Origin of the sequence: Cobetia sp. ICG0124 (assembly GCF_004006355.1) — a bacterium.
Taxonomy (GTDB): Bacteria; Pseudomonadota; Gammaproteobacteria; order Pseudomonadales; family Halomonadaceae; genus Cobetia; species Cobetia marina.
This window is the reverse complement of sequence record NZ_CP024893.1, coordinates 772695-798505: the sequence shown is the minus strand read 5'-3', so window position 1 is coordinate 798505 and position 25811 is coordinate 772695. Positions and strand designations below refer to the sequence as shown.

The window sequence follows — 25811 nt, the reverse complement described above, 5'->3', positions numbered from 1 at the left end:
CTTGTGCTGACAACAAAGCCTGTTTCGAGATTACCACTTTCCGACCCCATGAACGCAAACGGCGGGCAGCCCGTGAAGGACTGCCCGCCGTCTCGTGATCAGTGACCCATCAGTTTCTCGACCGCGTCCGGCTTGTCATGCACCGCGAAGCGATCCACCAGCGTGGCGCTGGCTTCGTTGAGGCCACGTACCTCGACCTCGGTCCCCTCACGACGGAACTTGACCACCACGGTATCCAGCGCGCCGATGGCGGTGATGTCCCAGAAGTGCGCACGACTGACGTCGATCACGACACGCTCGACGGTTTCCTTGAGGTCGAAACCGGCCTGGAACTGCTCGCTGGAGGCGAAGAACACCTGACCGACCACGCGGTATTCGCGGGTACGACCATCGGCATTCATGTCGCTGCCGATATGCAGCACCTGGCCGATCTTGTTGGCGAAGAACAGCGCCGAGAGCAGCACGCCGACCAGCACGCCGATCGCCAGGTTGTGGGTCGCGACCACCACGGCAACGGTGCCCAGCATGACGATGTTGGTGGACATCGGGTGGCTCTTGAGGTCACGGATCGACTGCCAGGAGAAGGTGCCGATGGAGACCATGATCATCACCGCGACCAGTGCGGCCATGGGAATCTGCGAGACCCACGGGCCGAGGAACACGACCAGGATCAGCAGCACGACACCCGCCACCATGGTGGAGAGACGCGTACGACCGCCGGATTTCACGTTGATCATCGTCTGACCGATCATCGCGCAACCCGCCATGCCGCCGAGGAAGCCGGTGACGACGTTGGCCGCGCCCTGGCCCTTGCACTCACGGTTCTTGTCGGACGGCGTGTCGGTCAGATCATCGACCAGCGTGGCCGTCATCAGGGATTCCAGCAGGCCCACGACCGCCAGCGGCAGCGAGTACGGCAGGATGATCCACAGGGTGTCCAGATTGAAGGGGATGTCCGGAATCAGGAACACCGGCAGGCTGTCCGGCAGCTCACCCATGTCACCGACGGTGCGGATATCCAGACCGACGACCATCGCGAAGAGGGTCAGCACGATGATGCAGACCAGCGGCGACGGCAGCAGCTTGCCGATCTTCGGCACCAGCGGCAGCAGATAGATGATGCCCAGGCCCGCGGCCGTCATGGCATAGACGTGCCAGGTGACGTTGGTCAGCTCCGGCAGCTGGGCCATGAAGATCAGGATCGCCAGTGCATTGACGAAGCCGGTGACCACCGAGCGCGAGACGAAGCGCATCAGGGAGCCGAGCTTGAAGTAGCCGAAGATGACCTGGATCACGCCGGTCATCACGGTGGCGGCCAGCAGGTACTCCAGGCCGTGGTCCTTGACCAGGTCGACCATCAGCAGTGCCATGGCACCGGTGGCGGCGGAAATCATGCCCGGACGGCCACCGGCGATGGCGGTCACCACGGCGATGGAGAAGGAGGCATACAGGCCGACCTTGGGGTCGACACCGGCAATGATGGAGAAGGCGATGGCTTCGGGGATCAGGGCCAATGCCACCACCAGGCCGGACAGGATGTCGGGCCGGAGGTTGGAAAGCCACTGCTGTTTGAGGCTGCTTGTCATCGAGTCGTCCGCAACAGGTTGGGGAAGGTGGTGTGCGTGCTGAATCCTGGCGCTGTCGAGTCAGTCTGGCGTCCGGTCGTGGCAATCTTCATCGCTGCCGTCAGGGGCAGTGCCGCTCGCGCCTGGCTTGCGTCGTGATGCCGCTGTCGTTTCCGGTCGCCCTGTGGCTTTCTTCGCGCCATGAGCTATTCGCTCCGGTCGCCGTGAGGCGTCCAGAGGGCTGTCATTTGACAGTGAATAAACTCGGGGATGGGCGGGATTGTATCAGCTGCGACCGGTGGACGCATCCGCAGAACGCGCGCTCGCCGTCACCGATTGACGGTGACGACGGTCGATCAGACTCTTGATGAGCATCGCGCCCAGCACCAGTGCACCGCCCGCCCAGCCACGCGGGGTAAGCGATTCTTCCAGCACCCACCACACCCACAGGATGCCGAACACGCTTTCCAGCAACATCAGCAGCGCCACTTCCGCAGAGGGCAGATAGATCGGGCCACGCTGGATCAGCGTGAAGCCCAGCGGCGAAAGCACCAGGCACAGCAGCACCAGCCAGCCGGCGCGCTGGGCGAAATCGGCACCGTGCGAAGGCCACAGCTGCGTCAGCACGTCACCGCCGCCCTGCGTCATGCTCCACAGGCACGCCAGCAGGCCGCACAGCGCGGTGACCAGCCCGGACAGTGTCAGCATCGGACTCATGTCATGCCCCGGGCGCGTACGACACAGCGTGAAGTTGCCGGCCAGCGACAGGCTGCAGCCCAGCGCCAGCAGGTTGCCGGTGAGCGTGCCGCTGCCGGCCTCATCGAGCACCAGCAGCGTGATGCCCGCCAGCGAGGCCAGAATCGCGCCCCACACATGGCGTGGCTGACGCTCGCCCAGCCACAGGCGCGACATCAGCGCCGCGAACAGCGGACTGGCGGCGAGGATGATCAGCACGTTGCCGGCGCGGGTGTATTGGTTGGCGAGCACGAAACCCAGGGTGGAGCCGGTGAACAGCAGCGCGACCCATACGCCGGTACGCCCGCAGCCACGCATGCGCGCCAGGGCGCTGGCGATGCGCTGTGCGGGAGTGCCGCGCTGGAGGGCCAGCAGGAACAGTGCAAAGCCGATGGCCGTCAGCAGACCGCGCCAGAACACCAGCGGGCCATCGGCGACATCGGCGAGTCGCAGCAGCAGCGCGTCCGGCGAGATCAACAGCACCCCGCAGGCCGTCATCGCCACGCCCCGCGCCTGCGACAGGCGCGACAGGCGCCAGTCAACCACTGGCCAGCCGCGCGCCTCGGCCAGCTGGCGCAGCGGTGCGTCCGGTTGGGTGGCGTGGGGGAAATCGACCCGCTCCAGCAGGGGCAGGTCATTGTGGGAGTCGGAATAGCCCCACAGGGATTGCGGCGTGCGATGGATGCGCTCGGCACCCGCAAGCCAGTCATCCAGCGCCGCCAGCTTGCCTTCGCGGAAGGTGACGATACCGCTGGTGGCTCCGGTGAAGCAGCCCTGCCCATCAAAGGCCGGATGGGTGGCCAGCGCCCCATCGGCGGTCAGACGACTGGCGATGGGCCCGACCAGATGATGCATGGAGGCGGAGATGATCAGGGTGCGATGGCCGGCCTCACCGTGCTCGGCCAGCCGCGCGATGCCACCTTCCAGCAGTCGCGGCATGACCATTTCTTCCACGAAATCATCGACTTCGCGACGCACCTCATCACGATGCCGCCCGACGAGCGGGCTGAGCAGATGGCCGGTGTGCTCGTGGATGTCCAGGGTGCCGGCATGGTATTGCACCTGATGACGCTCGCCGATGGCCATGAAGGCATCGACAGCCTTGATCCAGCCACAGGCGACCATCCAGCGCATCCACATGCCAGTGCAGTCGCCATCGAGCAGCGTATCGTCGAGATCGAACACCGCCAGCGGGGCATCCAGCGCACAGTGGTGGCGCACATGGCCCTCCTCCGGCGGCGAGAGCGGCGGCAGCAGGGTCACGGCGTCACAGTCGGCGCAGAGATCCGCCAGCGGTGTGCGGCAGATCTCGACATCGGGCGCAGCGCTCAGGGCACGCGGCCGGGCGGCAGATGAGGACGAGGTACGAGTCACGACAGGCTCCGAGTGGCAAGGGGCGTCAACGGCTTCCTGCCGTCACCTAACGCCGGACGAGCCGCGAGAGCGCCAGGCTGGCGATGGCCGTATCCTGCACGCCGGTACCGGTGAGATCCGCCACCGTGATGCAGGTATCAGGAGCCGACCCGCCTGAACGCAGATCACGCCCCTCAGCCAGCAGACGGCCCAGCTCATGCACGTCACGTGATCTGGCCTGCTCGGCCTCCAGCCCTTTCAGCTCGCCGTTGGTCTCGGACTGGGCGCGGGTATCACACACGAAATGATCGCACTCGAGGAGCACATCGGCTTCCAGCTCACGCTTCTCGGGGCTGTCGGAGCCCATCGCGGTGACATGCACGCCCTCCGGCAGCATCGAGTAGTCCAGCAGCGGCGTTCGCGAGGGGGTGGCGGTGACGATGATATCGGCGTTCTGGCAGACCGCATGCAGGCTGTCATGACTGCGCACCGTCAGCCCCAGGCGCTCCTCCGTCTCCCGCGCGAAGGTCTCGGCACGCTGCTTGTCCCGCGCCCAGACATCGACACTCTCGATGTCGCGCACCAGCCGCAAGGCCTCCAGCTGCAGGCCGGCCTGCTCACCGGCCCCGATCAGCGCGACCCGCTTGCTGTCCGGGCAAGACAGGGCGTCGGCGGCCACGGCGCCGGCCAGCGCGGTTCTCACCGCCGTCAGGTAGCCGCCATCATTGAGCAGCGCCTCGGCAAGGCCCGTCTCGGCGGAGAACACCACCATCAGGCCATTGAGACTCGGCAGGCCGCGGGCGGGATTGTTGAAGAAGCCGGGGCTGATCTTGATCGCGAAGTGCTTGAGCCCCTGGATGTGGGCCGTCTTGACGTCCACTTCGCCGTTGGCCTCCTCGATGGCCATCGACAGGATCGGCGGCTGCACCACCTTGCCCTGCCCCAACGCGATGAAGGCATCACGAATGGCCTTGAGTGCAGTGGTATCCAGCCCCACGACCTCGGCGATCTGTTCGCGTGAATAACTCTGCATGCTGTCCTGAGTCGGTTCCGTCATGCGTCCTCCTCCGGGGGTCTGAGCGTCTGCCAGCAGCGCTCTGGCCTGATCGAGCGTTTCCAGGCTGACGCCGTTGCCGCTGATGATCAGCGCGACGCGCTGGCCACGGATCGACTCGGCGAGCGCGGGGTCGGTCTCGCCTCGCCGCGAGGCCTCGAGTGCGGCAAGCCCGACCACCGCAGCGCCCTCCACCAGAAGCTTCTCTTCCTCCAGCAGCATCAGCATGGCGCGGGCGATGGCGCGCTCGCTGACCTGATGGTGGTGATCCATCACGCGATGCACCAGCGGCAGCGTGGTGTGGTTGTCCAGGCCAATGCCGCCGCCCAGTGAATCGGCGAGGCTTGCGACCTCCTCCACCTCCACCGGGGCGCCCGCCTGCAGGCTGTGCCACATGGCGGCGCCCTCGGTGAGGCTGATGCCATGCACCTGGGTCTCGGGGCGAATCGCCTTGAGCGCCGCCCCGATACCGCCGAGCAGTCCACCGCCGGAGAGCCCGATCAGCACATGATCAAGCGACGGGCAATCCTCCAGCAGCTCCAGCCCGATGGTGCCCTGACCGGCCGCGATGAGCGGGTCATCGAAGGGCGGCACCGCCAGCATGCCCTCCTCCTCGACCAGCCGATGGACTTCCCGAAAGGCCTCGTCCTGACTGCGGCCGACACGGCGTACCTCGACGCTGCCGCCGGAGGCACCGCCCAGTTCGCCCAGCGCCTCGATGGCCCGTACCTTGTTGGCGGGTACCTGCTCGGAGAGACAGATGATGGCCTTCAGGCCACGGCGCATCGCGGCATAGGCCAGCGCCCGACCGTGATTGCCGGTGGAGGCAGTGGTCACGCCGCGCGCCAGGCGCGTCACGGCATCCCCCGACGACTGCTCGGCCACGGCCGCCAGCAGGTTGCTGGCACCACGCAGCTTGAAGGCGCCGGTGGGCTGACGGGTTTCCAGCTTGAGCAGGATCTCGGCATCGAAGCGTCGTGACAGTGCCGGGGATGGCACCAGCGCCGTACGCTCGACACCGGTGGCCGTCGATGAATGAAACAGCCGCTGGCGCGCGGCATGGATATCAGCCAGCGCCAGCGGCGTTTCCCGTGGATGCTTGAGCGGGGGTAGGGTCAATACCATGCCTACTTGTCACCAGAGGCCAGATCACCGTTGTCGAGAAGCTCCTGATGCACCTTGTCCACGGCGCGGCGCGCGCGGGCGATGATGTCATCGATCTCCTCGGGGGTGATCACCAGCGGCGGTGCGAAGCCGAGGATGTCGCCCTGGGGCATGCCGCGGGCGATCAGCCCTTCCTCGAGTGCCGCCGCCGAGATGCGCGGGCCGACCTTGAGTGCGGAATCGAACGCCTTGCGCTCTGACGGCTGCGGTGAGAACTCCAGCGCCGCCAGCAGGCCGATGCCACGCACGTCGCCGACGATGGGGTGATCGGCGAAGGCTGCCTTCATGGCCTTCTGCAGATAGGCGCCGGTATCGCGGGCGTTGTCCACCAGCCCCTCACGACGGATGATCTCCAGGTTGGCGACACCTGCCGCTGCGCCCAGCGCGTGGCCGGAGTAGGTCCAGCCGTGGCCGATGGGGCCGAATTCCCCGGTGCCCTGCTCCAGCACCTTCCACACGCGGTCGCCGACGATGACCCCGGACAGCGGCTGATAGGCGCTGGTCAGGCCCTTGGCGATGGTGACCAGGTCCGGCTTGATGCCGAAGTGCTGGTAGCCGAACTGGCTGCCGATGCGCCCGAAGCCGCACACCACCTCGTCACAGATCAACAGGATGTCGTGGCGCTTGAGCACGGCCTGGATGGCGTCCCAGTAGCCCTCCGGCGGTGGCACGATGCCGCCGGTGCCCAGCACCGGCTCGCCGATGAAGGCGCCGACGGTCTCCGGCCCTTCGGCCTGGATCATCGCCTCGAGCTTGTCGGCACACCAGGCGGAGAATTCACGCTCGCTCATCTCGGCGCATTCCGCGGGACGACGGTAGTAGTCCGGCGCTTCGGTATGCAGGATGCCGGCGATCGGCAGATCGAAGTGATCATGGAAGGCCGCCAGGCCGGTCAGAGAGCCTGAGGCGATGCCGGAGCCGTGATAGCCGCGCCAGCGCGAGATGACCTTCTTCTTCTCCGGCTTGCCGATCACGTTGTGGTAGTAACGCACCAGCTTGAGCTGGGTCTCGTTGGCATCGCTGCCGGACATGCCGTAGTAGACCTTGGACATGTCAGGCCCGGCCAGTTCGAGAATCTTCTCGGACAGCGCGATCTGCGGCTCGTTCGAGTGGCCGACATAGGTGTGGTAATAGCTGAGCTTGAGGGCCTGCTCGTGAATGGCATCGGCGACTTCCGTGCGCCCGTAACCGATGTTGACGCAGTAGAGGCCGGCGAAGCCGTCGATCAGCTCACGCCCGTCGCGCTCACGGATGCGGATGCCTTCGCCGCCGGTGATCACGCGGCCCGGCAGATCGCCCTGGGCGAAATCACGCAGGTGGGTGGAGGCATGGAAGGTGACCTTGCGGTCACGGCGAATCAGCTCGTCGGTGCTGATGCTGTCATCGAAGCCGACAGACTGGCGTTGGGTGTTATCGGTGCTCATGTGACTCTCCGAATGGTCCACAAGGGGCGATCGCGCCGTGGCCCTGACCGCCCGTGACAATGAATGATGCCCGTCTCAACTCCCGGAGGCGCTTTCCATCCCACCCAGGCAGTAGTACTTGATATCCAGATATTCCTCCAGCCCCTGGCGACCCCCTTCGCGCCCGAGACCGGATTGCTTGACGCCGCCGAAGGGAATCGGCGCACCGGTCATCTTCACCGAGTTGACCGAGACCATGCCGAAGCGCAGGCCGCGCATCAGCTGCCAGACGCGGCGAATGTCGTGGGTGTAGACGTAGGCGGCCAGGCCGTATTCGGTGTCGTTGGCCATCGCGATCACCTCTTCCTCATCGTGCCAGGCCGTCACGCCGGCCACCGGCGAGAAGGTCTCCTCGCGCCAGGCGCGCATGCTCGGCGTGACATCCGCCAGCAGCACCGGCATGAAGAAGTTGGGGCCGGGAGCCATGCTCTGATCGCCGTGGATCAGCCGCGCGCCCTGCTCGACGGCGTCATCGACGATGGTCTGCGCCTTGGCCACGGCGTCACGGTGGATCAGCGGCCCCATGTCGATACCCGAGACCAGCCCATTGCCGACCTTGAGCTGCTTCATGAGGCGCACGAAGTGGCTCAGGAAATCCTCATACAGGCTGTCGTGCACCAGGATGCGATTGGCGGCGAGACAGTCCTGACCGGAGGTCTGGAACTTGGCATCGACGGCGGCACGCGCCGCCTCCTCGGGGTCCATGTCCGGCCCGACGATGAAGGGCGCATTGCCGCCCAGCTCCAGCGAGACGCGCTTGACGCTGTCGGCGCACTGGGAAAGCAGCAGACGCCCCACTCGGGTGGAGCCGGTGAACGAGAGCCCGGCGACACGCGGGTCATCACACAGCTGCTTCGAGACTTCCGCGGCCTCGCCGGTAATGACACTGAAGACACCGGCGGGAATCCCGGCACGCTCGGCAAGCTCCGCCAGCGCCAGCGCCGAGAACGGGGTCTCGCCGGCGGGCTTGACCAGCACCGTGCAGCCGGCCGCCAGCGCGGCGGCGGCCTTGCGGGTGATCATCGCCAGCGGGAAGTTCCACGGCGTGATCAGCGCGGCCACGCCGATGGGTTCACGCACGGTGCCCAGCGCGGCATTCGGGATATGACTGGGGATGGTCTCGCCGAAGGCACGGCTGCCCTCCTCGGCGAACCAGTGAACGAAGCTTGCGCCGTATTCCACCTCGCCACGGGCATCGTCCAGTGACTTGCCCTGCTCACGGGTCATCAGCATGGCGAGATCCTGCTTGTGGGCGCGGATGAGGTCATACCAGGCATCCAGCAGCTCGCCGCGCTGGTCCGCCCGCAGCTTGCGCCATTCCCGCTGGGCCTCATCGGCCGCGGCAATGGCAGCATCGATCTGCGTGGACTCGAGCCACGGCACCTGACCGAGGCGCTCGCCGGTGGCGGGGTCGAAGACCGCTTCCTCACGGCCTGCCTCACCATGCACCCAGCAGCCGTTCACGTAGGCAAGCTGACGAAACAGTCGCGGGTCTTCCAGTGCCATGCCATCGCTGGCGGGATCAGGCGGTCACGACCTCACTTTCGGTCAGCTCGGCGTAGAGTTCCGGATAGGCTTCCTGCAGACGCTCAAGCTCTGCACGGGCATGCGGGATGGCGTCGGTCAGCTGCTGCCATTCCTCATCACTGAGATTGTCCCGCATCAGCGGAAACAGCTCGGTACGCTCGGCACGCAGGTAGTCACGATGCGCTTCGACATAGTCGCGCAGATCATGGATGAACTGATCCATCGGTATGATCTGATCCATCAGGATGCTGTCGAGATTGTCGGACAGCTTGGAGAGACGGCCGTGCAGAGTGTGATACTGCTGGATGAGCCGCTGACACAGGGGTGAGGCATCCTCGGAGCGCTCGCACAACATCTGCGTGCATTGACGCTCCAGCGGAATGATGAAGCCCTGCATGTAATCGAGAATGTAATCCACCACTTCCCGCATCATGCGAAAGTCCGGGCGTTCGCCACTGACCAGTGTCCTGTGGCGATGCGAGAGCACGTGCAATAGACGCGCCATGTTGGCGTGGTCCTGGCGCAGCTGAGTCACATTGGGCATGACTTCCTCCTCCTGACGGAACAGGTGGCCGATGCTGGCAGACAGCGCTGCCGCCTCGGGCATTGCTACCGAATGTAGCAATGTCGTCATCCTGAAGTGTAGGACACATCCCATGAGCGCCCGTTAGACGTTGGGCGGGATTGCCTGAATGCGCGAGGCATGCTGTCAGGAAAACATGACAGTCCGTGAAGAAGTCACGGATGGCCTGATGCCGTTGGCAGGCCGCGCCAGCCCTGCTGATTTGTACAGGCTTGCGGGATCGGCCATGATGAGCGCATTCCCCGCCCACGCCTGCCGGAGCCTGACTCGCCGATGGATCTCTTTGCCGATACCGCCTCGAATTCCCATGCGCCATTGGCCTACCGCATGCGACCGCGCTCGCTGGAAGATTACATCGGCCAGGCGGCGCTGGTCGGGCCTGACATGCCGCTGCGCCAGATGGTGGAATCCGGCGTGGTGCGCTCGATGATCCTGTGGGGGCCGCCGGGCGTCGGCAAGACGACGCTGGCCGAGATACTGGCCCACGGCTGTGATGCACACCTTGAACAGCTGTCGGCGGTGATGGCGGGCGTGAAGGACATCCGCGAGGTGGTGGAGCGAGCGCGCCACCATCAGGCCAGCGAGCGCCAGACGGTGATGTTTCTCGATGAGATCCACCGCCTCAACAAGAGTCAGCAGGACGCCCTGCTGCCGCATGTGGAGTCGGGTCTGCTGACGCTGATCGGCGCGACCACCGAGAACCCGTCCTTCGAGGTCAACTCGGCACTGCTGTCGCGGGCGCGGGTCTATGTGCTCAAGGCACTGGACGAGGAGGATCTGATCGAGGTGCTGACCCGTGCCTTGCGCGATGAGGTCAATGGCCTCGGTACGCGTCAGATCGATGCCAGCCGCGAGACGCTGACCCGGATTGCGCGAGCAGCCTCGGGAGACGCGCGTCGTGCCCTGGGCCTTCTGGAAACCGCCTGCGACTTCGTGCGCCGTGAGCCAGATGCCCAGGGGGGAACGCGCGAGATACTCGAGGACAGCTCGCTGGAGGCCGTGCTGGGCCATCAGGCCTCAAGCTTCGACAAGCAGGGCGATGACTATTACGACCTGCTGTCGGCGATCCACAAGTCGGTACGCTCCTCACGCCCCGACGCGGCGCTTCTGTACATGGCGCGCTTCATGGATGGCGGTGGGGATCCGCTGGATGTGGTGCGTCGGCTGGCGGCGATTGCCTCCGAGGATGTGGGCAACGCCGACCCGCGTGCCCTGCCGCTGACCATCGCGGCCTGGGACGCCTATCTGCGTCTGGGCGACTACGAGGGCCAACGTGCCATCGCGCATGCGGCGATCCACCTGGCCATCGCCCCCAAGAGCAACGCCATCGACACGGCGTGGAAGGAGGCCAGAGCCTTCGTGCGCCAGCAGCCGCATTTCGGGGTGCCGGTCTATCTGCGCAATGCGCCGACGACCCTGATGAAGGAGCTGGGCATGGGCGAAGGCTATCGCTATGCCCACAACGAGCCCAACGGCTATCCCGCCGGCACGGCGCACAACGCCTGGCCCGAGGAACTGCCGGTACAGCAGTTCTACCGCCCGACCCAGTATGGCGGCGAGAAGCGCTTTGCCGAGATAGAGCGCTGGCGCCGCGAGCTGGATGACCACGCCGACCGGATCACTGCTCGCGAATGACATCCGCACCTTCAGGAATCTGGAACACGAAGCGACTGGCCTCCAGACTCGGGTTGTACTGGACATCATGGAAATCGATGGCCGTACGCTGGCCGGTGGAATCGGCCATCTGCAGCATGTCGAGCTGCTCGCCGTCGAAGGTCAGCTTGAGGCTTTCAAACAGGGTGTCGGCCTGCTTGGGCGTCAGCGTGAAGGTCTCGCGGGCCCCCTGCTGCTGGCGCTCGACATCGTAGTTGGCGGTCAATTCGCTGGAACGCCCGGACAGCAGCAGTGCCGGCGTGTGGGTCACGCGCTCATCCAGTGGCTGCACGGTGACCTGCTCCAGATCCGGGTCATGCAGATAGACTTCCTTGCCGTCGGAGACCACCTCCTGGCGGTATGGCGCGTCGACGCTCCAGCGGAACTTGCCTGGGCGTGACAGCCACATCTTGCCGTGGGCTTCCTGCAGACGCTGGCCCGAGGCATCGAGAATCTGCTGATCGAAGTCGGCGGTATAGGTCTTGAGGGGCTCCAGCAGGCGAGAAAGACGCTCTCCGGCGGAGTCATCGGCGTGGGCCGGCAGGCTGGCCATGCCCAGCATCAAGGCGGCGCCCAGCCCCTTGGCCAGACGGGTGGTCAATGAGGAAACGAAAGAACGTGACGGTGTATTCATGACACTCCTTGCAATGAGACGGACTGACAGGTGATCTGACGTCTTTGACACGAAGGGGAGCCAAAAGCTCCCCTTCGTGTCTTTCACTAGCCGCTATGGTTGGGGGCGAGCACTTCCCGCGAGCCGTTGGTGCCCATCGCGGAGACGACACCGGCCATTTCCATGGCCTCGACCAGCCGCGCGGCACGGTTGTAGCCGATCTTGAAGCGCCGCTGCACGGCGGAGATGGAAGCACGGCGCGACTCGACCACATAGGCGACCGCTTCATCGTAGAGTGCATCCTGCTCGGCATCGCCGTCCTCGCCTTCGGCCTCAAGCCCGGCCAGCGCATCCGCCTGCACGCCGCCGGTGAGGATCTCCTCGATATACTCCGGCGTGCCGCGACGCTTCCAGTCATCCACCACCCGGTGCACCTCGTCATCATCGACGAAGGCGCCGTGGACACGCGTCGGCATGCCGGCACCGGCCGGCAGATAGAGCATGTCACCATGGCCCAGCAGATCTTCCGCACCGCCCTGGTCGAGAATGGTGCGCGAGTCGATCTTGGAAGAGACCTGGAAGGCCATGCGCGTCGGGATGTTGGCCTTGATCAAGCCGGTCACCACGTCCACTGATGGGCGCTGAGTGGCCAGAATCAGGTGAATCCCCGCGGCACGCGCCTTCTGGGCCAGACGTGCGATCAGCTCCTCGACCTTCTTGCCGACGATCATGAACATGTCGGCAAACTCGTCGATCACCACCACGATGTAGGGCAGCTTGGCGAGCACCGGCGGATGCTGGTGCATCTCCCAGGGCTGCGGCTCCCACAGCGGGTCAGCGATCTGGGCGCCATGCGCCTCGGCTTCATCGATCTTGGCATTGAAGCCGGCCAGGTTACGCACCCCCATGGCGGCCATCAGCTTGTAGCGACGCTCCATCTCGGCGACACACCAGCGCAGGGCATTGGCGGCCTCCTTCATGTCCGTCACCACCGGTGCCAGCAGGTGCGGGATGCCGTCATAGACCGACAGCTCCAGCATCTTGGGGTCGACCATGATCATGCGCACTTCATCTGGCGTGGCCTTGAGCAGCATCGAGATCAGCATCGAGTTGATGCCGACCGACTTGCCCGAGCCGGTGGTACCGGCGACCAGCAGGTGCGGCATCTTGCCGAGGTTGGCCACGACAGGTGCGCCACCGATGTCCTGACCCAGTGCCAATGTCACCGGAGATTCCGCCAGCTGGTAGGCATCGGAATCGAACACTTCGCGCAGACGGATCATGGCGCGGTTGGGGTTGGGGATCTCGATGCCGACCGTGGGACGGCCCGGAATCACCTCCACCACCCGCACGCTCTTGACCAGCAGTGAGCGCGCCAGGTCAGTCGACAGGTTGGAGATCTTGGAGGCCTTGACCCCCGGCGCCGGCTGGATCTCGAAGCGCGTGATGACCGGCCCCGGCCACACATCCGCCACCTCGGCCTTCACCCCGTACTCGCGCAGACGCACCACCAGCAGCTCGGCCATCTGGTCGAGTTCTTCTTCGCTGTAGTTGGGCTTCTGCTCATCCGGGGGCGTCAGCAGGCTCAGCTGTGGCAGATCGCCCTCCGGTGCCTCTTCGTGATCCGAGCCTTCGTGACGCTGACTCTGCAGGTGCTCCACGGTCCAGAGAGTCGGCCCGGAGGGATCCCGTACCGCTTCCTGCGCATCTTCCGCCGTGGCCAGTCGCCCGGCGCCCGGCACCATGCCGGACTCATCGCCGTCATAGGCCCAGCTCGGACGCTCAGGCGTCGCGGGGGCCGCGGCAGCCTGGGACGCCACGGCCGCCTGCACGGCGCTGGCAAGCTCGACGCCCTCGATGTTGACCGTGGCACTCTGCACCGTCATGCGTTCGGTGTAGGCAGCCCCCGGTACCTTGGCGGAAGGCGTGGTCTCGGCTGTCTGCCAGGGGATATCCGTGCTGCGATCATTGGCGAAATCGTCGTCACCGCCAATCGTCATCGTATTCATCATCACGACGACTATTGAGTCGCTCCTTCAGCCAGACGCCAAGGCGCATGCAGCCATTGCCCAGCTCGTCCATGACCGTCAGCCACGACATGCCGGTAAACAGCGTGAAACCACACAGGAAGCTGGCAAGCGACGCCAGCACGGTGCCGCCCATGCCGATCAAGGGCGTGAGCGCTCCTGCGATGCCCTTGCCGAGAATACCGCCGGCACCATTGGTCAGCTGGCTGTCAGGGCTGTAGAACTGGATATCGCCGATCACGCAAGTCGCCATGATCAACAGGAAGAGCCCGCCGGCACGCACCGCGATGGTGGTCGGGTCCCACACCAGCTCGGTGCTGGGTTGACGCATCAGACGCCAGGCACCGAAACCGAGCATGGCAGGCCACCACAGGGCGCTGCCACCGAACAGGGAATACAGGACGTCGGACAACCAGGCACCGATGCTGCCCATCCAGTTGCTCGTCGTCGACTCAGGACCGCTGTAGGACCAGCCGGGGTCCGTCGGCGCGTAGCTGAACAACGCCAGCAGCATGAAGACGCACAGGCTGAGCATGAGGATGACCACGCCTTCACGGCTGACACCCTGCAAGGTGGTCGTCAGTCGTGAAGGCGGGCGAGCCTGGGCTTCCGCGCGTCGTTCGGCACGGATGGCCTTGCGCTCCTCGCGTTCAGCCTGGCGCTCTTCACGGCGCAGGGCCGCCGCGCTCATCTCGCGCGGTTCATTCCTGCTCGTGTCCTTCTTCGCGGGCTTGCGCTCGTGTCCTTCTTCGCGGGCTTGCCCGAGACTCTGGGCGTCTTGCGGGGCGCGGGCTTGCTGGCCGCTGAAGCGCCCCGCAGACGAGCGAAGAAGCCTGGCGCATCCGCCTTCTGGCGGGCACGCTTTCTCGGTGTTGCTGCCGCGCGGCGGCTGCGGGTCTCCGGCTTCGCCTGATCCCGACTTGTCTTTCTGGCACTCTTGGCAGTCAAGTCGCCATCCCCCTTGCACCTTGTGGGCGATTTTCCATGTACCTTCAGCCGGTTATCATAACCATCCGATGGCAGTGACGTCACAATTGCCGATTCACGTCTGCCCATGACATCCAGGTGTCACGAGCGCATTGCACTGAGCTGTTCACGATCCAACAAGAGACTGCCCATGCTGCCCTGGCTTCCTCCTGCCCCCGTACGCTTCCCGCATGCCAGCGAAGCGCTGAGCGACCCCGATGGCCTGCTGTGCGCGGGCGGCGACCTCAGCCCCGAGTGGTTGCTGGCGGCCTACCCTCGCGGGATCTTTCCCTGGTTCAGCCCGGGTGACCCGATACTGTGGTGGTCGCCAGACCCGCGCATGGTGCTGAGACCCGAGGAGGTGCGCGTACGTCGCAGTCTGGCCAAACGCCTGCGCAATGGCGGGTTCCACTTCAGCATCGACCGCGACTTTACCGGCGTCATCGATGCCTGTGCCAGCATTTCCCGTGAGGGGCAGGCCGGCACATGGATATTGCCAGAAATGCAGCAGGCCTACATCGCTCTGCATGCCATGGGTCACGCCCACAGCGTCGAGGTCTGGCAGGGTGACAGCCTGGTAGGCGGCCTGTATGGCGTGGCCTGTGGCCGGGTCTTCTTCGGTGAGTCCATGTTCTCTCGCACCACGGATGCCTCGAAGATGGCACTGGTCGTGTTGTGCCGTGAACTTGAAGCACGCGGCTTTCCGCTGATCGATTGCCAGATGCACACCCCGCACCTGGAGAGCCTTGGGGCTTGCAGCATCGCTCGCAGCGAATTCATCAGCTATCTTGACCAGTATGCCACTGGCGAAGGGCATGAGGGCAAGTGGTCACTGACAACCGAGCCCTTGAAACACGGGCGTCCACACTGATGCAGTGAGGGAGATGAAGCGAAGGTGAGCAGCAATACCCCCAAACAACCGCAACGCGATCTGCGCTTCTTCCTGACCGTGCCCCATGCCTGCAGCTACCTGGAAGGACGCCAGGCGACCACGCTGTTCCTCGACCCACAGGAAGCGCCCAACTCAGGCGTCTATGATGCTCTGGCTCTGCTCGGCTTTCGTCGCAGCGGCTCACACCTCTATCGACCGCACTGCGGCGATTGCCGCGCCTGCATCTCGGTACGAGTCCCCATCGCCGACTTCACGCCCAACCGTACCCAGAAGAAATTGCTCAAGCGCAATGCCGATCTCACCATCGAGGAAGGCCCGGCACTGTTCGATCCCGAACACTATCGTCTGTATGCGCACTATATCCGTAGCCGTCACGCCGATGGCGACATGTTCCCGCCAAGCCACGAGCAATACCGTACCTTTCTGACGTCACGCGATGAATATGCACGCCTGATCAGCTTCCGGCTCGATGGCAGACTGGTGGCGGTCGCGGCCATGGATCGCATGAGCCATGGGCTGTCCGCCATCTACACCTTCTACGACCCCGATGAAGCCTTCCAGTCGCGCTCCCTCGGCACCTACGCCGTACTGTGGCAGATAGAGCAGGCGCGCCGGGAGGCTCTGGCGCATCTTTATCTGGGCTACTGGATACGGGATTGCCGCAAGATGAACTACAAGCAGCATTTCCAACCGTTGGAATACCTGGATGGCAGCCATTGGCGTCGTCGGATCCCCTTCAGCTTCCATGATACTCACCTCCCCCTGAGCCTCATCAAGTTTTATCGCTCCTGCGGCCTGCCCACGAGCGCTCAAGGAGCGTACAATCTCGCTTCGACTTTGCCTTGCTGCCGCCCTTGCGGCACAATATCGCCTATCGAAGTCCCGAATCCGGCACTTTTCTGTGCGCGGATGGCTCGGAACCCACCGCATTACTCCCTGTATCAGATGAGGATCAGCCTATATGGCGCGTGAAGATCATATTGAAATGGAAGGCGTCATCGTCGACACCCTTCCGAACACCACTTTCCGTGTAGAACTGGAAAACGGCCACATCGTGACCGCACACATCTCCGGCAAGATGCGCAAGAACTACATCCGCATCCTGACCGGTGACAAGGTCAAGGTTGAGCTGACTCCCTACGACCTGTCCAAGGGCCGTATCGTCTACCGTTCGCGCTGAGCACGGTCTGACTGCCTTGCCGGTCACCGTCTCGATGGTGCGCGCCAGAGTATTCCGATGATGCCGCTTTGCCCCGTGGATGCGTACTGAGCCCGAACGCCCGTCTGGCCTTCGCTCCCATCCCATGAGGACAAGCGGCTCATCCATGCTCAGGCCATTTCAGCCTCGGTCTCCAGGTGCAGTTCGCCGTTATCGACCGTGACATGCACGATACCACCGGACTCCGACAGATCACCGAACAGGATCATCTCGGCCAACGGCTTCTTGAGCTTCTCCTGAATGACGCGCGCCATCGGACGAGCCCCCATCGCCGGGTCATAGCCCAGAGTCGCCAGCAGGTCTCGCGCTTCATCCGCCACGTCCAGCTGCACGCGTTTCTCGTCAAGCTGTGCCTGCAGTTCGACCAGGAACTTGTCGACCACATTGCGCACCACGGCGAGATCCAGCGCGCCGAACTGGATGATGCCATCCAGACGGTTGCGGAATTCCGGCGAGAAGGTCTTGCGAATGACTTCCATCGCATCGGTGGAGTGATCCTGATGCTTGAAGCCGATGGAGCGACGCGCCACCTGCTCGGCCCCTGCATTGGAGGTCATCACCAGGATGACGTTGCGGAAGTCCGCTTCGCGACCGTTGTTGTCGGTCAGGCGGCCGTGGTCCATCACCTGCAGCAGCAGGTTGAAGACTTCCGGGTGTGCCTTCTCGATCTCATCCAGCAACAGCACACAATGCGGCTGCTTGGTGATGGCTTCGGTCAGAAGCCCGCCCTGGTCATAACCGACATAGCCCGGCGGTGCCCCGATCAGGCGCGAGACAGTGTGACGCTCCATGTACTCGGACATGTCGAAGCGCACCAGCTCGATCCCCATCAACGCTGCCAGCTGACGCGCGACCTCGGTCTTGCCGACACCTGTCGGCCCAGCGAACAAGAAGCTGCCCACCGGCTTGTCCGGCGCCTTGAGTCCGGCACGCGACAGCTTGATGGCTGCCGAAAGGCCGGTGATGGCATCGTCCTGACCGAACACCAGCATCTTGAGATCACGCTCGAGATTGGACAGCAGCTTCTTGTCGGAGCTGGAGACCGTCTTCGGCGGAATGCGGGCGATGGACGCCACGATCGCCTCGACCTGCTCGGTATCGATGGTATCGACACGGATGCTCTCGGGCAGCAGACGCTGGTGAGCACCGGCTTCATCGATCACATCGATGGCCTTGTCGGGCAGCTGACGATCGTTGATGTAGCGATCCGCCAGTCGCACCGCCGTCTCGAGCGCCGCATCGGTGTACTTGAGGGCATGGTGTTCCTCGAAGCGACCTCGCAGCCCCTTGAGGATGCGAATGGTGTCGTCCACCGACGGCTCCATGACATCGACCTTCTGGAAGCGACGTGCCAGCGCACGGTCCTTCTCGAAGATGCCGCGGAATTCCTGGAAGGTGGTGGAACCGATACAGCGCAGCTCACCGGAAGACAGCAGTGGCTTGAGCAGATTGGAGGCATCCATCACGCCACCGGACGCCGCCCCCGCCCCGATGACGGTGTGGATCTCGTCGATGAACAGGATCGAGTTCGGTTCCTTGCGCAGCTCCGCCAGCAGAGCCTTGAGGCGCTTCTCGAAATCACCGCGGTACTTGGTACCCGCCAGCAGCGCGCCGAGATCCAGCGAGTAGACGACGGCTTCCTTGATGACTTCCGGGACGTCTTCCTCGACGATTCGCTTGGCGAGACCTTCCGCGATGGCGGTCTTGCCGACACCGGCCTCGCCGACCAGCAGCGGGTTGTTCTTGCGACGGCGCACCAGAATCTGCACCACGCGCTCGAGTTCTTCATCACGGCCGATCAGCGGATCGATCTTGCCCAGACGTGCCTGGTCGTTGAGGTTGGTGGCGTAGTTGGTCAGCGGGCTGTTGCCGCTCTCGCCGCTGCTCTCCTCGCCTTCCTCGCTCTCGACCGACGCCTGAGGCGCCTGGGTGTGACCCGCCACCTTGGAAATGCCGTGGGCGATGTAGTTGACCGCATCGACCCGCGCGACATTCTGCTGCTTGAGGAAGTAGACCGCCTGGCTTTCCTGCTCGGAGAAGATGGCCACCAGCACGTTGGCGCCGGTCACTTCACTCTTGCCGGAGGATTGGACATGGAAGACAGCACGCTGAAGCACGCGCTGGAAGCCCAGCGTCGGCTGCGTCTCGCGGTCTTCCTGCTCTTCCGGGATCAGCGGGGTGGTGGAGTTGATGAAGTCCTGAAGGTCGACTCGCAACTTGTCCAGATTGGCGCCACAGGCGCGCAAGACGTCCGAAGCGGAGGCATTGTCGAGCAGTGCCAGCAGGAGGTGTTCCACGGTCATGAATTCGTGGCGCTTGGAACGTGCCACGGTGAAGGCCGTGTTCAGGGTCAGTTCAAGTTCTTTGCTCAACATGGCAAGTCCCCTCTAGGCCGCGTCTTGGACGGATCACTCCGCCCGGTCGATGTCGCACAGCAGCGGATGCTGGCACTCTCGAGCATATTGATTCACTTGGTGGCATTTCGTTTCCGCGATGTCGCGGCTGAAGATGCCACAGGTTCCTTTTCCCTGATGATGGACAGCGAGCATGATCTGTACTGCCTGCTCCTGATCCTTGTTGAAGAAGGTGGTCAGCACCTCCACGACGAAATCCATCGGCGTGAAGTCATCATTGTGCAGAACGACCTTGTACATGGGCGGTGGCGCCAGTTCGGGCTCAGCGGTAGCGAACGCCAGATCGCCATCCTGATCCTCCTGGTGCGACGGCTCCTGTGCCGAGGGAGCCTGATTCCTGATCCGCAACAGCTGCGAGAAAGAGAAGCTGCTGCACGATGTGTCTGTCTTGAACATAAGGGGCTGATCCGGTGAACACAAGCAGTGGCGAAGCTGATTGCCTCAACGCGCCACGACGGAAGGCCACTTCCATCGCCGGGCATTGACGTTGATGGGATAAGGAAAAGATGAGGGCATGTCGCGCATGATGCAAGCAGACGCAAGAAGGCCCCCGGACACGTCCGGGGGCCTTCTTCTGAAATCAGACAAGTGTCGGATCTCAGGCATCCATGTTGTCAGCGACAGCCTGACCGAACTCGGAGCACTTGAGCAGCTTGGCATCGTCCATCAGGCGATGGAAGTCATAGGTGACTTCGCCCTTGGCGATGGCCTTCTCGACGCCTTTCAGCACGAGATCCGCGGCTTCGACCCAACCCATGTGACGCAGCATCATCTCGGCGGAGAGGATGACGGAGCCCGGGTTGACCTTGTCCTGACCGGCGTACTTCGGTGCAGTACCGTGAGTCGCTTCGAACATGGCGACGGTGTCGGACAGGTTGGCACCCGGCGCGATACCGATACCACCCACTTCCGCCGCCAGAGCGTCGGACAGGTAGTCACCGTTCAGGTTCAGGGTAGCGATGACATCGTATTCCGCCGGACGCAGCAGGATCTGCTGGAGCATGGCGTCAGCGATGACGTCCTTGACCACGATGTCCTTGCCGTTGTTCGGGTTCTTGAAGGTCATCCACGGGCCGCCATCCAGCAGCTCGCCGCCGAACTCGTCCTTGACGATTTCGTAGCCCCAGTCCTTGAAGGCACCTTCGGTGAACTTCATGATGTTGCCCTTGTGCACCAGGGTCAGCGACTCACGGTCGTTGTCGATGGTGTACTGGACAGCCTGACGGACCAGACGCTTGGTACCTTCTTCGGACACCGGCTTGACGCCGATACCGCAGTTCTGCGGGAAGCGGATGTTGGTGACACCCATCTCTTCGCGCAGGAACTTGATGACCTTGTCGGCTTCCGGCGTTCCCGCTTTCCATTCGACACCTGCGTAGATGTCTTCGGAGTTTTCGCGGAAGATGACCATGTCGACGTCGGCCGGCTTCTTGACCGGACTCGGCACACCCGTGAACCAGCGCACCGGGCGCAGGCAGGTGTACAGGTCAAGCTTCTGACGCAGCGCGACGTTCAGGGAGCGAATACCACCGCCCACCGGAGTGGTCAGCGGACCCTTGATGGAAACGACGTAATCCTTGACAGCCTCGAGAGTCTCTTCCGGCAGCCAGGTGTCAGCGTCATAGACGTGAGTGGCTTTTTCACCGGCGTAGACTTCCATCCAGTGAATCTTGCGCTCACCGCCATAGGCCTTTTCGACAGCAGCGTCGATGGCAATCTTCATGGCCGGAGTCACGTCCACACCGATACCATCGCCTTCGATGAACGGGATGATCGGATTATTCGGAACGTTGAGGGTATTGTCGGAATTTGCGGTGATCTTGGCACCGCCTTCCGGGACGACAATCTTCTGGAACCCCATTGATAACTCCCCTGTCATGGATTCAGTGGAGGCGCGAGTATAGCACCCGTGCCGCTTCTCACAGTAGGCTTATACGGCAGCCGCGACAAAAGTCTAAACCATGTCTCTCATATATCTGCTACACAAGCCCTACCGCGTTCTGACGCAGTTCACCGACCGCGATCAGGGCCGTCAGACCCTCGCGGACTTCATCGACGTGCCGGATGTCTATGCCGCCGGACGCCTCGATTACGATTCGGAAGGATTGCTGCTGCTCACCAGTGATGGCGCGCTCTCCCACCAGATCGCACATCCGAAGAAGAAGCAACCCAAGACTTACTGGGTGCAGGTGGAAGGTGCCCCTGATGAGCAGGCCATCGCCGCGCTGAGAGCCGGCGTGGAGCTCAAGGATGGCATGACCCGACCGGCCCAGGTCAGGCTCATCGACCCACCGGCGTTGCCAGAAAGGCAACCTCCCGTGCGCTTTCGTGCCAGCATTCCCACCCACTGGCTCGAGATCATCATCAGCGAGGGTCGCAACCGACAGGTACGCCGGATGACCGCACATGTCGGTCTGCCGACACTGCGCCTTGTCCGAGCCGCCATCGGCCCCTGGAAGCTCGATGGCCTGGCACCCGGCGAGTGGCGCAGCGAGGAGGGCGAGATGCCCGTGCCGCCACGCCAGGCGCGCCCGCCCGCTCGTGGCAGGAACGCTGGCGGCGGCTCCGGGGAGCGCAAGAACGGCCGTCCCTCCTCCTCGCGCCCCCCCTCCCACAAGAAAGGAAGAAAATCCTGATGGCTGCACGCTGGACCCCGAATGCCACCGTTGCCTGTGTCGTGGAACGCGCCGGGCGCTACCTGATCGTCGAAGAGGACAAGGGCGGCCCCGCGACGCTGTTCAACCAGCCGGCCGGCCACCTCGAGCCCCACGAGCGCATCATTGATGGCGTGCAGCGCGAGGTACGTGAGGAAACGGCCTGGCGTATCCTGCTGACAGGCTATCTTGGCCTGTACGTGCACGTTGCCGGGGATGGCACCCATTTCCACTCGCATGGCTTCGAGGCAGCGGCGCTGGAGCACCTGAACACGCCACTCGACCCTGACATCGTCAGGACCCACTGGCTGACTCTCGAGGAAATCGAGCAGCTGGAGGCCATGGGGCGTCTGCGCAGCCCGCTGGTGACCCGCCGCATCCGCGACAGCCTGCGTGGCAAGCGCTTCCCGCTCGACGTCATCCACGATTGAGTGCGTCAGAGGCTGCAGGCGGGGTGAATCCCACCCACGCCTTCAGGTATAATCGCGGTCAATCAAGCGGTGCCAGAATGACGTATCCGCCGCCTCCCCTGTTTGTGACGACTCGCGGCCACGCGGGTGACGAGAGAACTGATGACCGCTGAAACCGGTACCGGAACCAAGGTCATCGTCGGCATGTCCGGCGGTGTCGACTCCTCTGTCTCTGCCCTGTTGTTGATGGAGCAGGGCTACCAGGTCGAAGGCCTGTTCATGAAGAACTGGGACGAAGATGACGGCAGCGAATACTGCACCGCCATCGAAGACCTGGCCGATGCCCAGGCCGTGTGCGACAAGCTCGGCATCAAGCTGCATACCGCCAACTTCGCCGCGGAGTACTGGGACAATGTCTTCGAGCACTTCCTGGCCGAGTACAAGGCCGGTCGCACGCCGAATCCCGACATCCTTTGCAATCGGGAGATCAAGTTCAAGGTCTTCCTCGAGTATGCCGAGATGCTGGGTGCCGAGCTGATCGCCACCGGCCACTACGTGCGTGGCGGCGTGCGTGACGGTCGTGCGCGCCTGCTCAAGGGCCTGGACACCAACAAGGACCAGAGCTACTTCCTGCACGCCGTGCCGGAGTCCGCCATCGCGCGTACCCTGTTCCCGGTGGGAGAACTGGAGAAGCACGAAGTGCGGGCCATCGCCGAAAGGCATGAGCTTGTCACCGCGCGCAAGAAGGATTCCACCGGTATCTGCTTCATCGGTGAGCGACGCTTCGCCGACTTCCTCAAGCAGTACCTGCCGGCCCAGCCGGGCAAGATCGAGACACCTGACGGCGAGGTCATCGGCGAGCACATGGGCCTGATGTACTACACCCTCGGCCAGCGCCAGGGCCTGGGCATCGGCGGACTGCGCAACCATCCGGACGCTCCCTGGTTCGTCTGTGCCAAGGATCTGGAGCGCAATGTGCTGATCGCCGTGCAGGGCAAGCACCACGAGCTGCTCTACACCCAGGTCCTGAGCACCGAGTCCGTCGACTGGGTGGCGGGCGAGCCGCCCGCGGCCGATGCCAACGGCGAACTGCGTATCCGCTGCAAGAATCGCTACCGTCAGGAAGATCAGGCCGCGACCTTGATCGTCAATGACGGCCAGCGTGTCGAGGTACGCTTCGATGAGCCACAACGTGCCGTCACGCCCGGTCAGTCAGCCGTCTTCTATCTCGGCGACATCTGTCTGGGTGGCGGCGTGATCGATGCCGCCTGGAAACTTCCGGCAGCGGCCAGCAGCATGGCCGCCGCCCCGCTCTCTGGCCCCGAGGAGTCTGCCGCGCAATGACCAGCGTGCCGATCCGTCCCGTCACTGATACCACCACCCGCCAGGCGCTTTCGCTGGCGGGCGTCTTCCAGGCGGCCGCGCTGGTCGATGAGCTCGCCCGTCACGGCCAGTGCGACGAGCGCGCCTGGGAAACCCTGGTCAACGCCACTCTGGACACCAACCCGGAAAGCTTCGAGGCCATCTACGGCGGGCATCACAACCGCCTGCGCCTGGGCATCGACACCGTGAGTGCGGTGATGGATCGGCGTCAGGTCTCCCCCGTGGTGATGCGCTATGGCTTCTCGCTGGTGATGCTGATGAGCAAGCTCAAGCAGGACCCGGACATGCTGGACAAGCTGGGGGCAGGCCTGACGCGTATTCAGGGCCAGGCCGAGCACTTCGGGCCGACCCACGAGAACGTGATCGCAAGCCTCGGCGAGCTCTACCAGCAGACCCTCTCCACTTTCCGTTACCGGATCGTGGTGCAGGGCGATCCCGGTCTGCTGCAGCAACGCATGATGCCAGAGCGCATCCGTTGCGCCCTGCTGGCCGGCGTACGCTTCGCGCTGCTGTGGGACCAGCAGGGCGGCCGTCGCTGGAAGCTGATCTTCCAGCGCTCCGCGCTCAAGAAATCCCTGCGCCAGCTGGACTGAACCCCGAATTCGCTTCAACAACGCTGGAACCCGTCAAGCGGGTTCCGAGACACTTGAACTGGCAGCACGTCCTGTCCTGCCACCATCGGAAGATTCTCATCATGCAGCTGTCCGCCCTCACCGCTCTGTCTCCTGTCGATGGCCGTTATGGCGCCAAGACCGAGGCCCTGCGCGAGCACTTCAGTGAATTCGGCCTGATCCGTGCCCGTGTCACCGTCGAGGTGCGCTGGCTGCAGCGCCTGGCCGCCCACGCCGAGATCGCTGAAGTGCCGGCTTTCTCGAAGGAAGCCAACGCCGTACTGGACGCCATCGTCAGCGACTTCAGTGTCGAGGATGCCCAGCGCATCAAGGACATCGAGCGCACCACCAATCACGACGTGAAGGCGGTCGAATACTTCCTGAAGGAGAAGGTCGAGGGCAACGCTGAGCTCAACGCCGTCACCGAATTCATCCACTTCGCCTGCACCAGTGAAGACATCAACAACCTGTCTCACGCCCTGATGCTGCGTGGCGGTCTGGACAACGTGCTGCTGCCGCAGATGCGTGAAGTGACCGAGGCCATCGTCGCACTGGCTCACCAGCACGCCGAACAGCCGATGCTGTCGCGTACCCACGGCCAGACTGCCAGCCCGACCACCCTGGGCAAGGAAATGGCCAACGTCGCCGCGCGTCTGCGTCGTCAGCTGGCGCAGATCGAACGCATCGAGATGCTCGGCAAGATCAACGGTGCCGTGGGCAACTACAACGCCCACCTGACCACCTACCCGGCCATCGACTGGGCGGCCAATGCCGAAACCTTCGTCGAGAGCCTCGGCCTGACCTTCAATCCGTACACCACCCAGATCGAGCCGCACGACTACATCGCCGAGCTGTTCGATGCCGTCTGCCGCTTCAACACCATCCTGATCGACTTCGATCGTGATGTCTGGGGCTACATCTCGCTGGGCTACTTCAAGCAGCGCACCGTGGCCGGCGAGATCGGCTCTTCCACCATGCCGCACAAGGTCAACCCGATCGACTTCGAGAACTCCGAAGGCAATCTGGGCATCGCCAACGCCGTGCTGGGCCATCTGGCGCAGAAGCTGCCGATCTCCCGCTGGCAGCGTGACCTGACCGACTCCACCGTGCTGCGCAATCTCGGTACCGGTCTGGCACAGGGCCTGATCGCCTACCAGGCGACCCTGAAGGGCATCAGCAAGCTGGAAGCCAACCCGGAACGCCTGAACGCGGATCTGGACAACAGCTGGGAAGTGCTGGCCGAGCCGATCCAGACCGTCATGCGTCGTTACGGCATCGAGAAGCCCTACGAAAAGCTCAAGGAGCTGACCCGTGGCAAGCGCATCGACCAGGCCGGTTTCGCCGCCTTCATCGAGACGCTGGAACTGCCGGAAGACGTCAAGACCGAGCTGAAGGCTCTGAGCCCGGCCAGCTACATCGGCAACGCCATTGCACAGGCCAAGGCGCTCTAAGCGACATTGCGCACTGCATGTCAGATGACGCCGGGGCCTCTGCTCCGGCGTCATGCATTACGCATCACGCGCAG

General features: G+C 63.8%; 18 protein-coding genes and 2 pseudogenes. 9 read left to right on the top strand and 11 right to left on the bottom strand.

The window, feature by feature from the left end:
- Nucleotides 1–98: 98 nt before the first annotated feature.
- From CU110_RS03600 to CU110_RS03570, 6 genes are all read right to left on the bottom strand, one after another.
- On the bottom strand, nucleotides 99–1586 hold the full coding sequence (locus CU110_RS03600) for a SulP family inorganic anion transporter (protein WP_084207987.1): 1488 nt from the start codon (nucleotides 1584–1586) through the stop codon (nucleotides 99–101).
- Between the two features lie 264 nt (nucleotides 1587–1850).
- Nucleotides 1851–3674, bottom strand: a complete 1824-nt coding sequence (locus CU110_RS03595) for an HAD-IB family hydrolase (RefSeq protein ID WP_127734569.1) — start codon at nucleotides 3672–3674, stop codon at nucleotides 1851–1853.
- A gap of 46 nt (nucleotides 3675–3720) precedes the next feature.
- Complete coding sequence (locus CU110_RS16520; RefSeq protein ID WP_240665465.1) at nucleotides 3721–5832, bottom strand: cyclodeaminase; 2112 nt, start codon at nucleotides 5830–5832, stop codon at nucleotides 3721–3723.
- Between the two features lie 2 nt (nucleotides 5833–5834).
- A complete protein-coding gene (locus tag CU110_RS03580) occupies nucleotides 5835–7295 on the bottom strand; it encodes an aminotransferase (protein WP_084207983.1) in 1461 nt (486 codons plus the stop codon).
- A gap of 75 nt (nucleotides 7296–7370) precedes the next feature.
- A complete protein-coding gene (locus tag CU110_RS03575) occupies nucleotides 7371–8840 on the bottom strand; it encodes an NAD-dependent succinate-semialdehyde dehydrogenase (protein WP_077375705.1) in 1470 nt (489 codons plus the stop codon).
- 16 nt (nucleotides 8841–8856) lie between these two features.
- The gene (locus tag CU110_RS03570) at nucleotides 8857–9405 is read right to left on the bottom strand and encodes a hemerythrin domain-containing protein (RefSeq protein WP_077375707.1); all 549 of its coding nucleotides are present in this window, start codon (nucleotides 9403–9405) and stop codon (nucleotides 8857–8859) included.
- 312 nt (nucleotides 9406–9717) lie between these two features.
- Here CU110_RS03570 and CU110_RS03565 point away from each other — a divergent pair, with 312 nt between their 5' ends.
- Complete coding sequence (locus CU110_RS03565; protein ID WP_127734567.1) at nucleotides 9718–11079, top strand: replication-associated recombination protein A; 1362 nt, start codon at nucleotides 9718–9720, stop codon at nucleotides 11077–11079.
- On the opposite strand, the gene lolA is transcribed toward CU110_RS03565, so the two are convergent.
- A complete protein-coding gene (lolA, locus tag CU110_RS03560; protein ID WP_127736688.1) occupies nucleotides 11063–11659 on the bottom strand; it encodes an outer membrane lipoprotein chaperone LolA in 597 nt (198 codons plus the stop codon). The two genes, CU110_RS03565 and lolA, sit on opposite strands and share 17 nt — an antisense overlap.
- Nucleotides 11660–11817: 158 nt before the next feature.
- A pseudogene (locus tag CU110_RS03555) lies at nucleotides 11818–14272 on the bottom strand (DNA translocase FtsK 4TM domain-containing protein).
- Nucleotides 14273–14854: 582 nt separating this feature from the next.
- Between CU110_RS03555 and aat the strand changes: the two are divergent.
- The 3 genes and pseudogenes from aat (at nucleotide 14855) to infA (ending at nucleotide 16775) form a co-directional block, all read left to right on the top strand.
- Nucleotides 14855–15574 (top strand): leucyl/phenylalanyl-tRNA--protein transferase, encoded by a 720-nt coding sequence (gene aat, locus CU110_RS03550; protein WP_127734565.1) that lies wholly within the window; start codon nucleotides 14855–14857, stop codon nucleotides 15572–15574.
- A gap of 24 nt (nucleotides 15575–15598) precedes the next feature.
- Nucleotides 15599–16330 (top strand): annotated as a pseudogene (locus CU110_RS03545) (arginyltransferase); the annotation flags it as partial.
- 226 nt (nucleotides 16331–16556) lie between these two features.
- Nucleotides 16557–16775 carry a translation initiation factor IF-1 gene (infA, locus tag CU110_RS03540; protein WP_024953359.1) on the top strand — a complete coding sequence of 73 codons (219 nt, stop codon included), beginning with the start codon at nucleotides 16557–16559 and terminating at the stop codon, nucleotides 16773–16775.
- A gap of 149 nt (nucleotides 16776–16924) precedes the next feature.
- Here the strand turns inward: infA and clpA are convergent, their stop codons facing one another.
- The 3 genes from clpA to icd form a co-directional block, all read right to left on the bottom strand.
- Entirely contained in the window at nucleotides 16925–19189 is a 2265-nt protein-coding gene (gene clpA, locus CU110_RS03535) for an ATP-dependent Clp protease ATP-binding subunit ClpA (RefSeq protein ID WP_084207978.1), read from the bottom strand.
- 33 nt (nucleotides 19190–19222) lie between these two features.
- Nucleotides 19223–19624 (bottom strand): ATP-dependent Clp protease adapter ClpS, encoded by a 402-nt coding sequence (gene clpS, locus CU110_RS03530; protein WP_077375336.1) that lies wholly within the window; start codon nucleotides 19622–19624, stop codon nucleotides 19223–19225.
- Between the two features lie 202 nt (nucleotides 19625–19826).
- Nucleotides 19827–21089, bottom strand: coding sequence for an NADP-dependent isocitrate dehydrogenase (gene icd / locus CU110_RS03525; protein ID WP_065392420.1), 1263 nt, complete (start codon nucleotides 21087–21089; stop codon nucleotides 19827–19829).
- A 100-nt stretch (nucleotides 21090–21189) separates the two neighbouring features.
- Here icd and CU110_RS03520 point away from each other — a divergent pair, with 100 nt between their 5' ends.
- From CU110_RS03520 to purB, 5 genes are all read left to right on the top strand, one after another.
- The gene (locus CU110_RS03520) at nucleotides 21190–21864 is read left to right on the top strand and encodes a pseudouridine synthase (RefSeq protein ID WP_127734561.1); all 675 of its coding nucleotides are present in this window, start codon (nucleotides 21190–21192) and stop codon (nucleotides 21862–21864) included.
- The gene (locus tag CU110_RS03515; protein WP_084207976.1) at nucleotides 21864–22313 is read left to right on the top strand and encodes an NUDIX hydrolase; all 450 of its coding nucleotides are present in this window, start codon (nucleotides 21864–21866) and stop codon (nucleotides 22311–22313) included. The genes CU110_RS03520 and CU110_RS03515 overlap by 1 nt, the downstream gene beginning before the upstream one ends.
- Before the next feature lie 141 nt (nucleotides 22314–22454).
- Nucleotides 22455–23636, top strand: coding sequence for a tRNA 2-thiouridine(34) synthase MnmA (gene mnmA, locus CU110_RS03510; protein ID WP_077375345.1), 1182 nt, complete (start codon nucleotides 22455–22457; stop codon nucleotides 23634–23636).
- The gene (gene hflD / locus CU110_RS03505) at nucleotides 23633–24268 is read left to right on the top strand and encodes a high frequency lysogenization protein HflD (protein WP_077375348.1); all 636 of its coding nucleotides are present in this window, start codon (nucleotides 23633–23635) and stop codon (nucleotides 24266–24268) included. Before mnmA ends, hflD begins: the two co-directional genes overlap by 4 nt.
- 101 nt (nucleotides 24269–24369) lie before the next feature.
- Entirely contained in the window at nucleotides 24370–25737 is a 1368-nt protein-coding gene (purB, locus tag CU110_RS03500; protein ID WP_077375351.1) for an adenylosuccinate lyase, read from the top strand.
- Nucleotides 25738–25811: the final 74 nt, after the last annotated feature.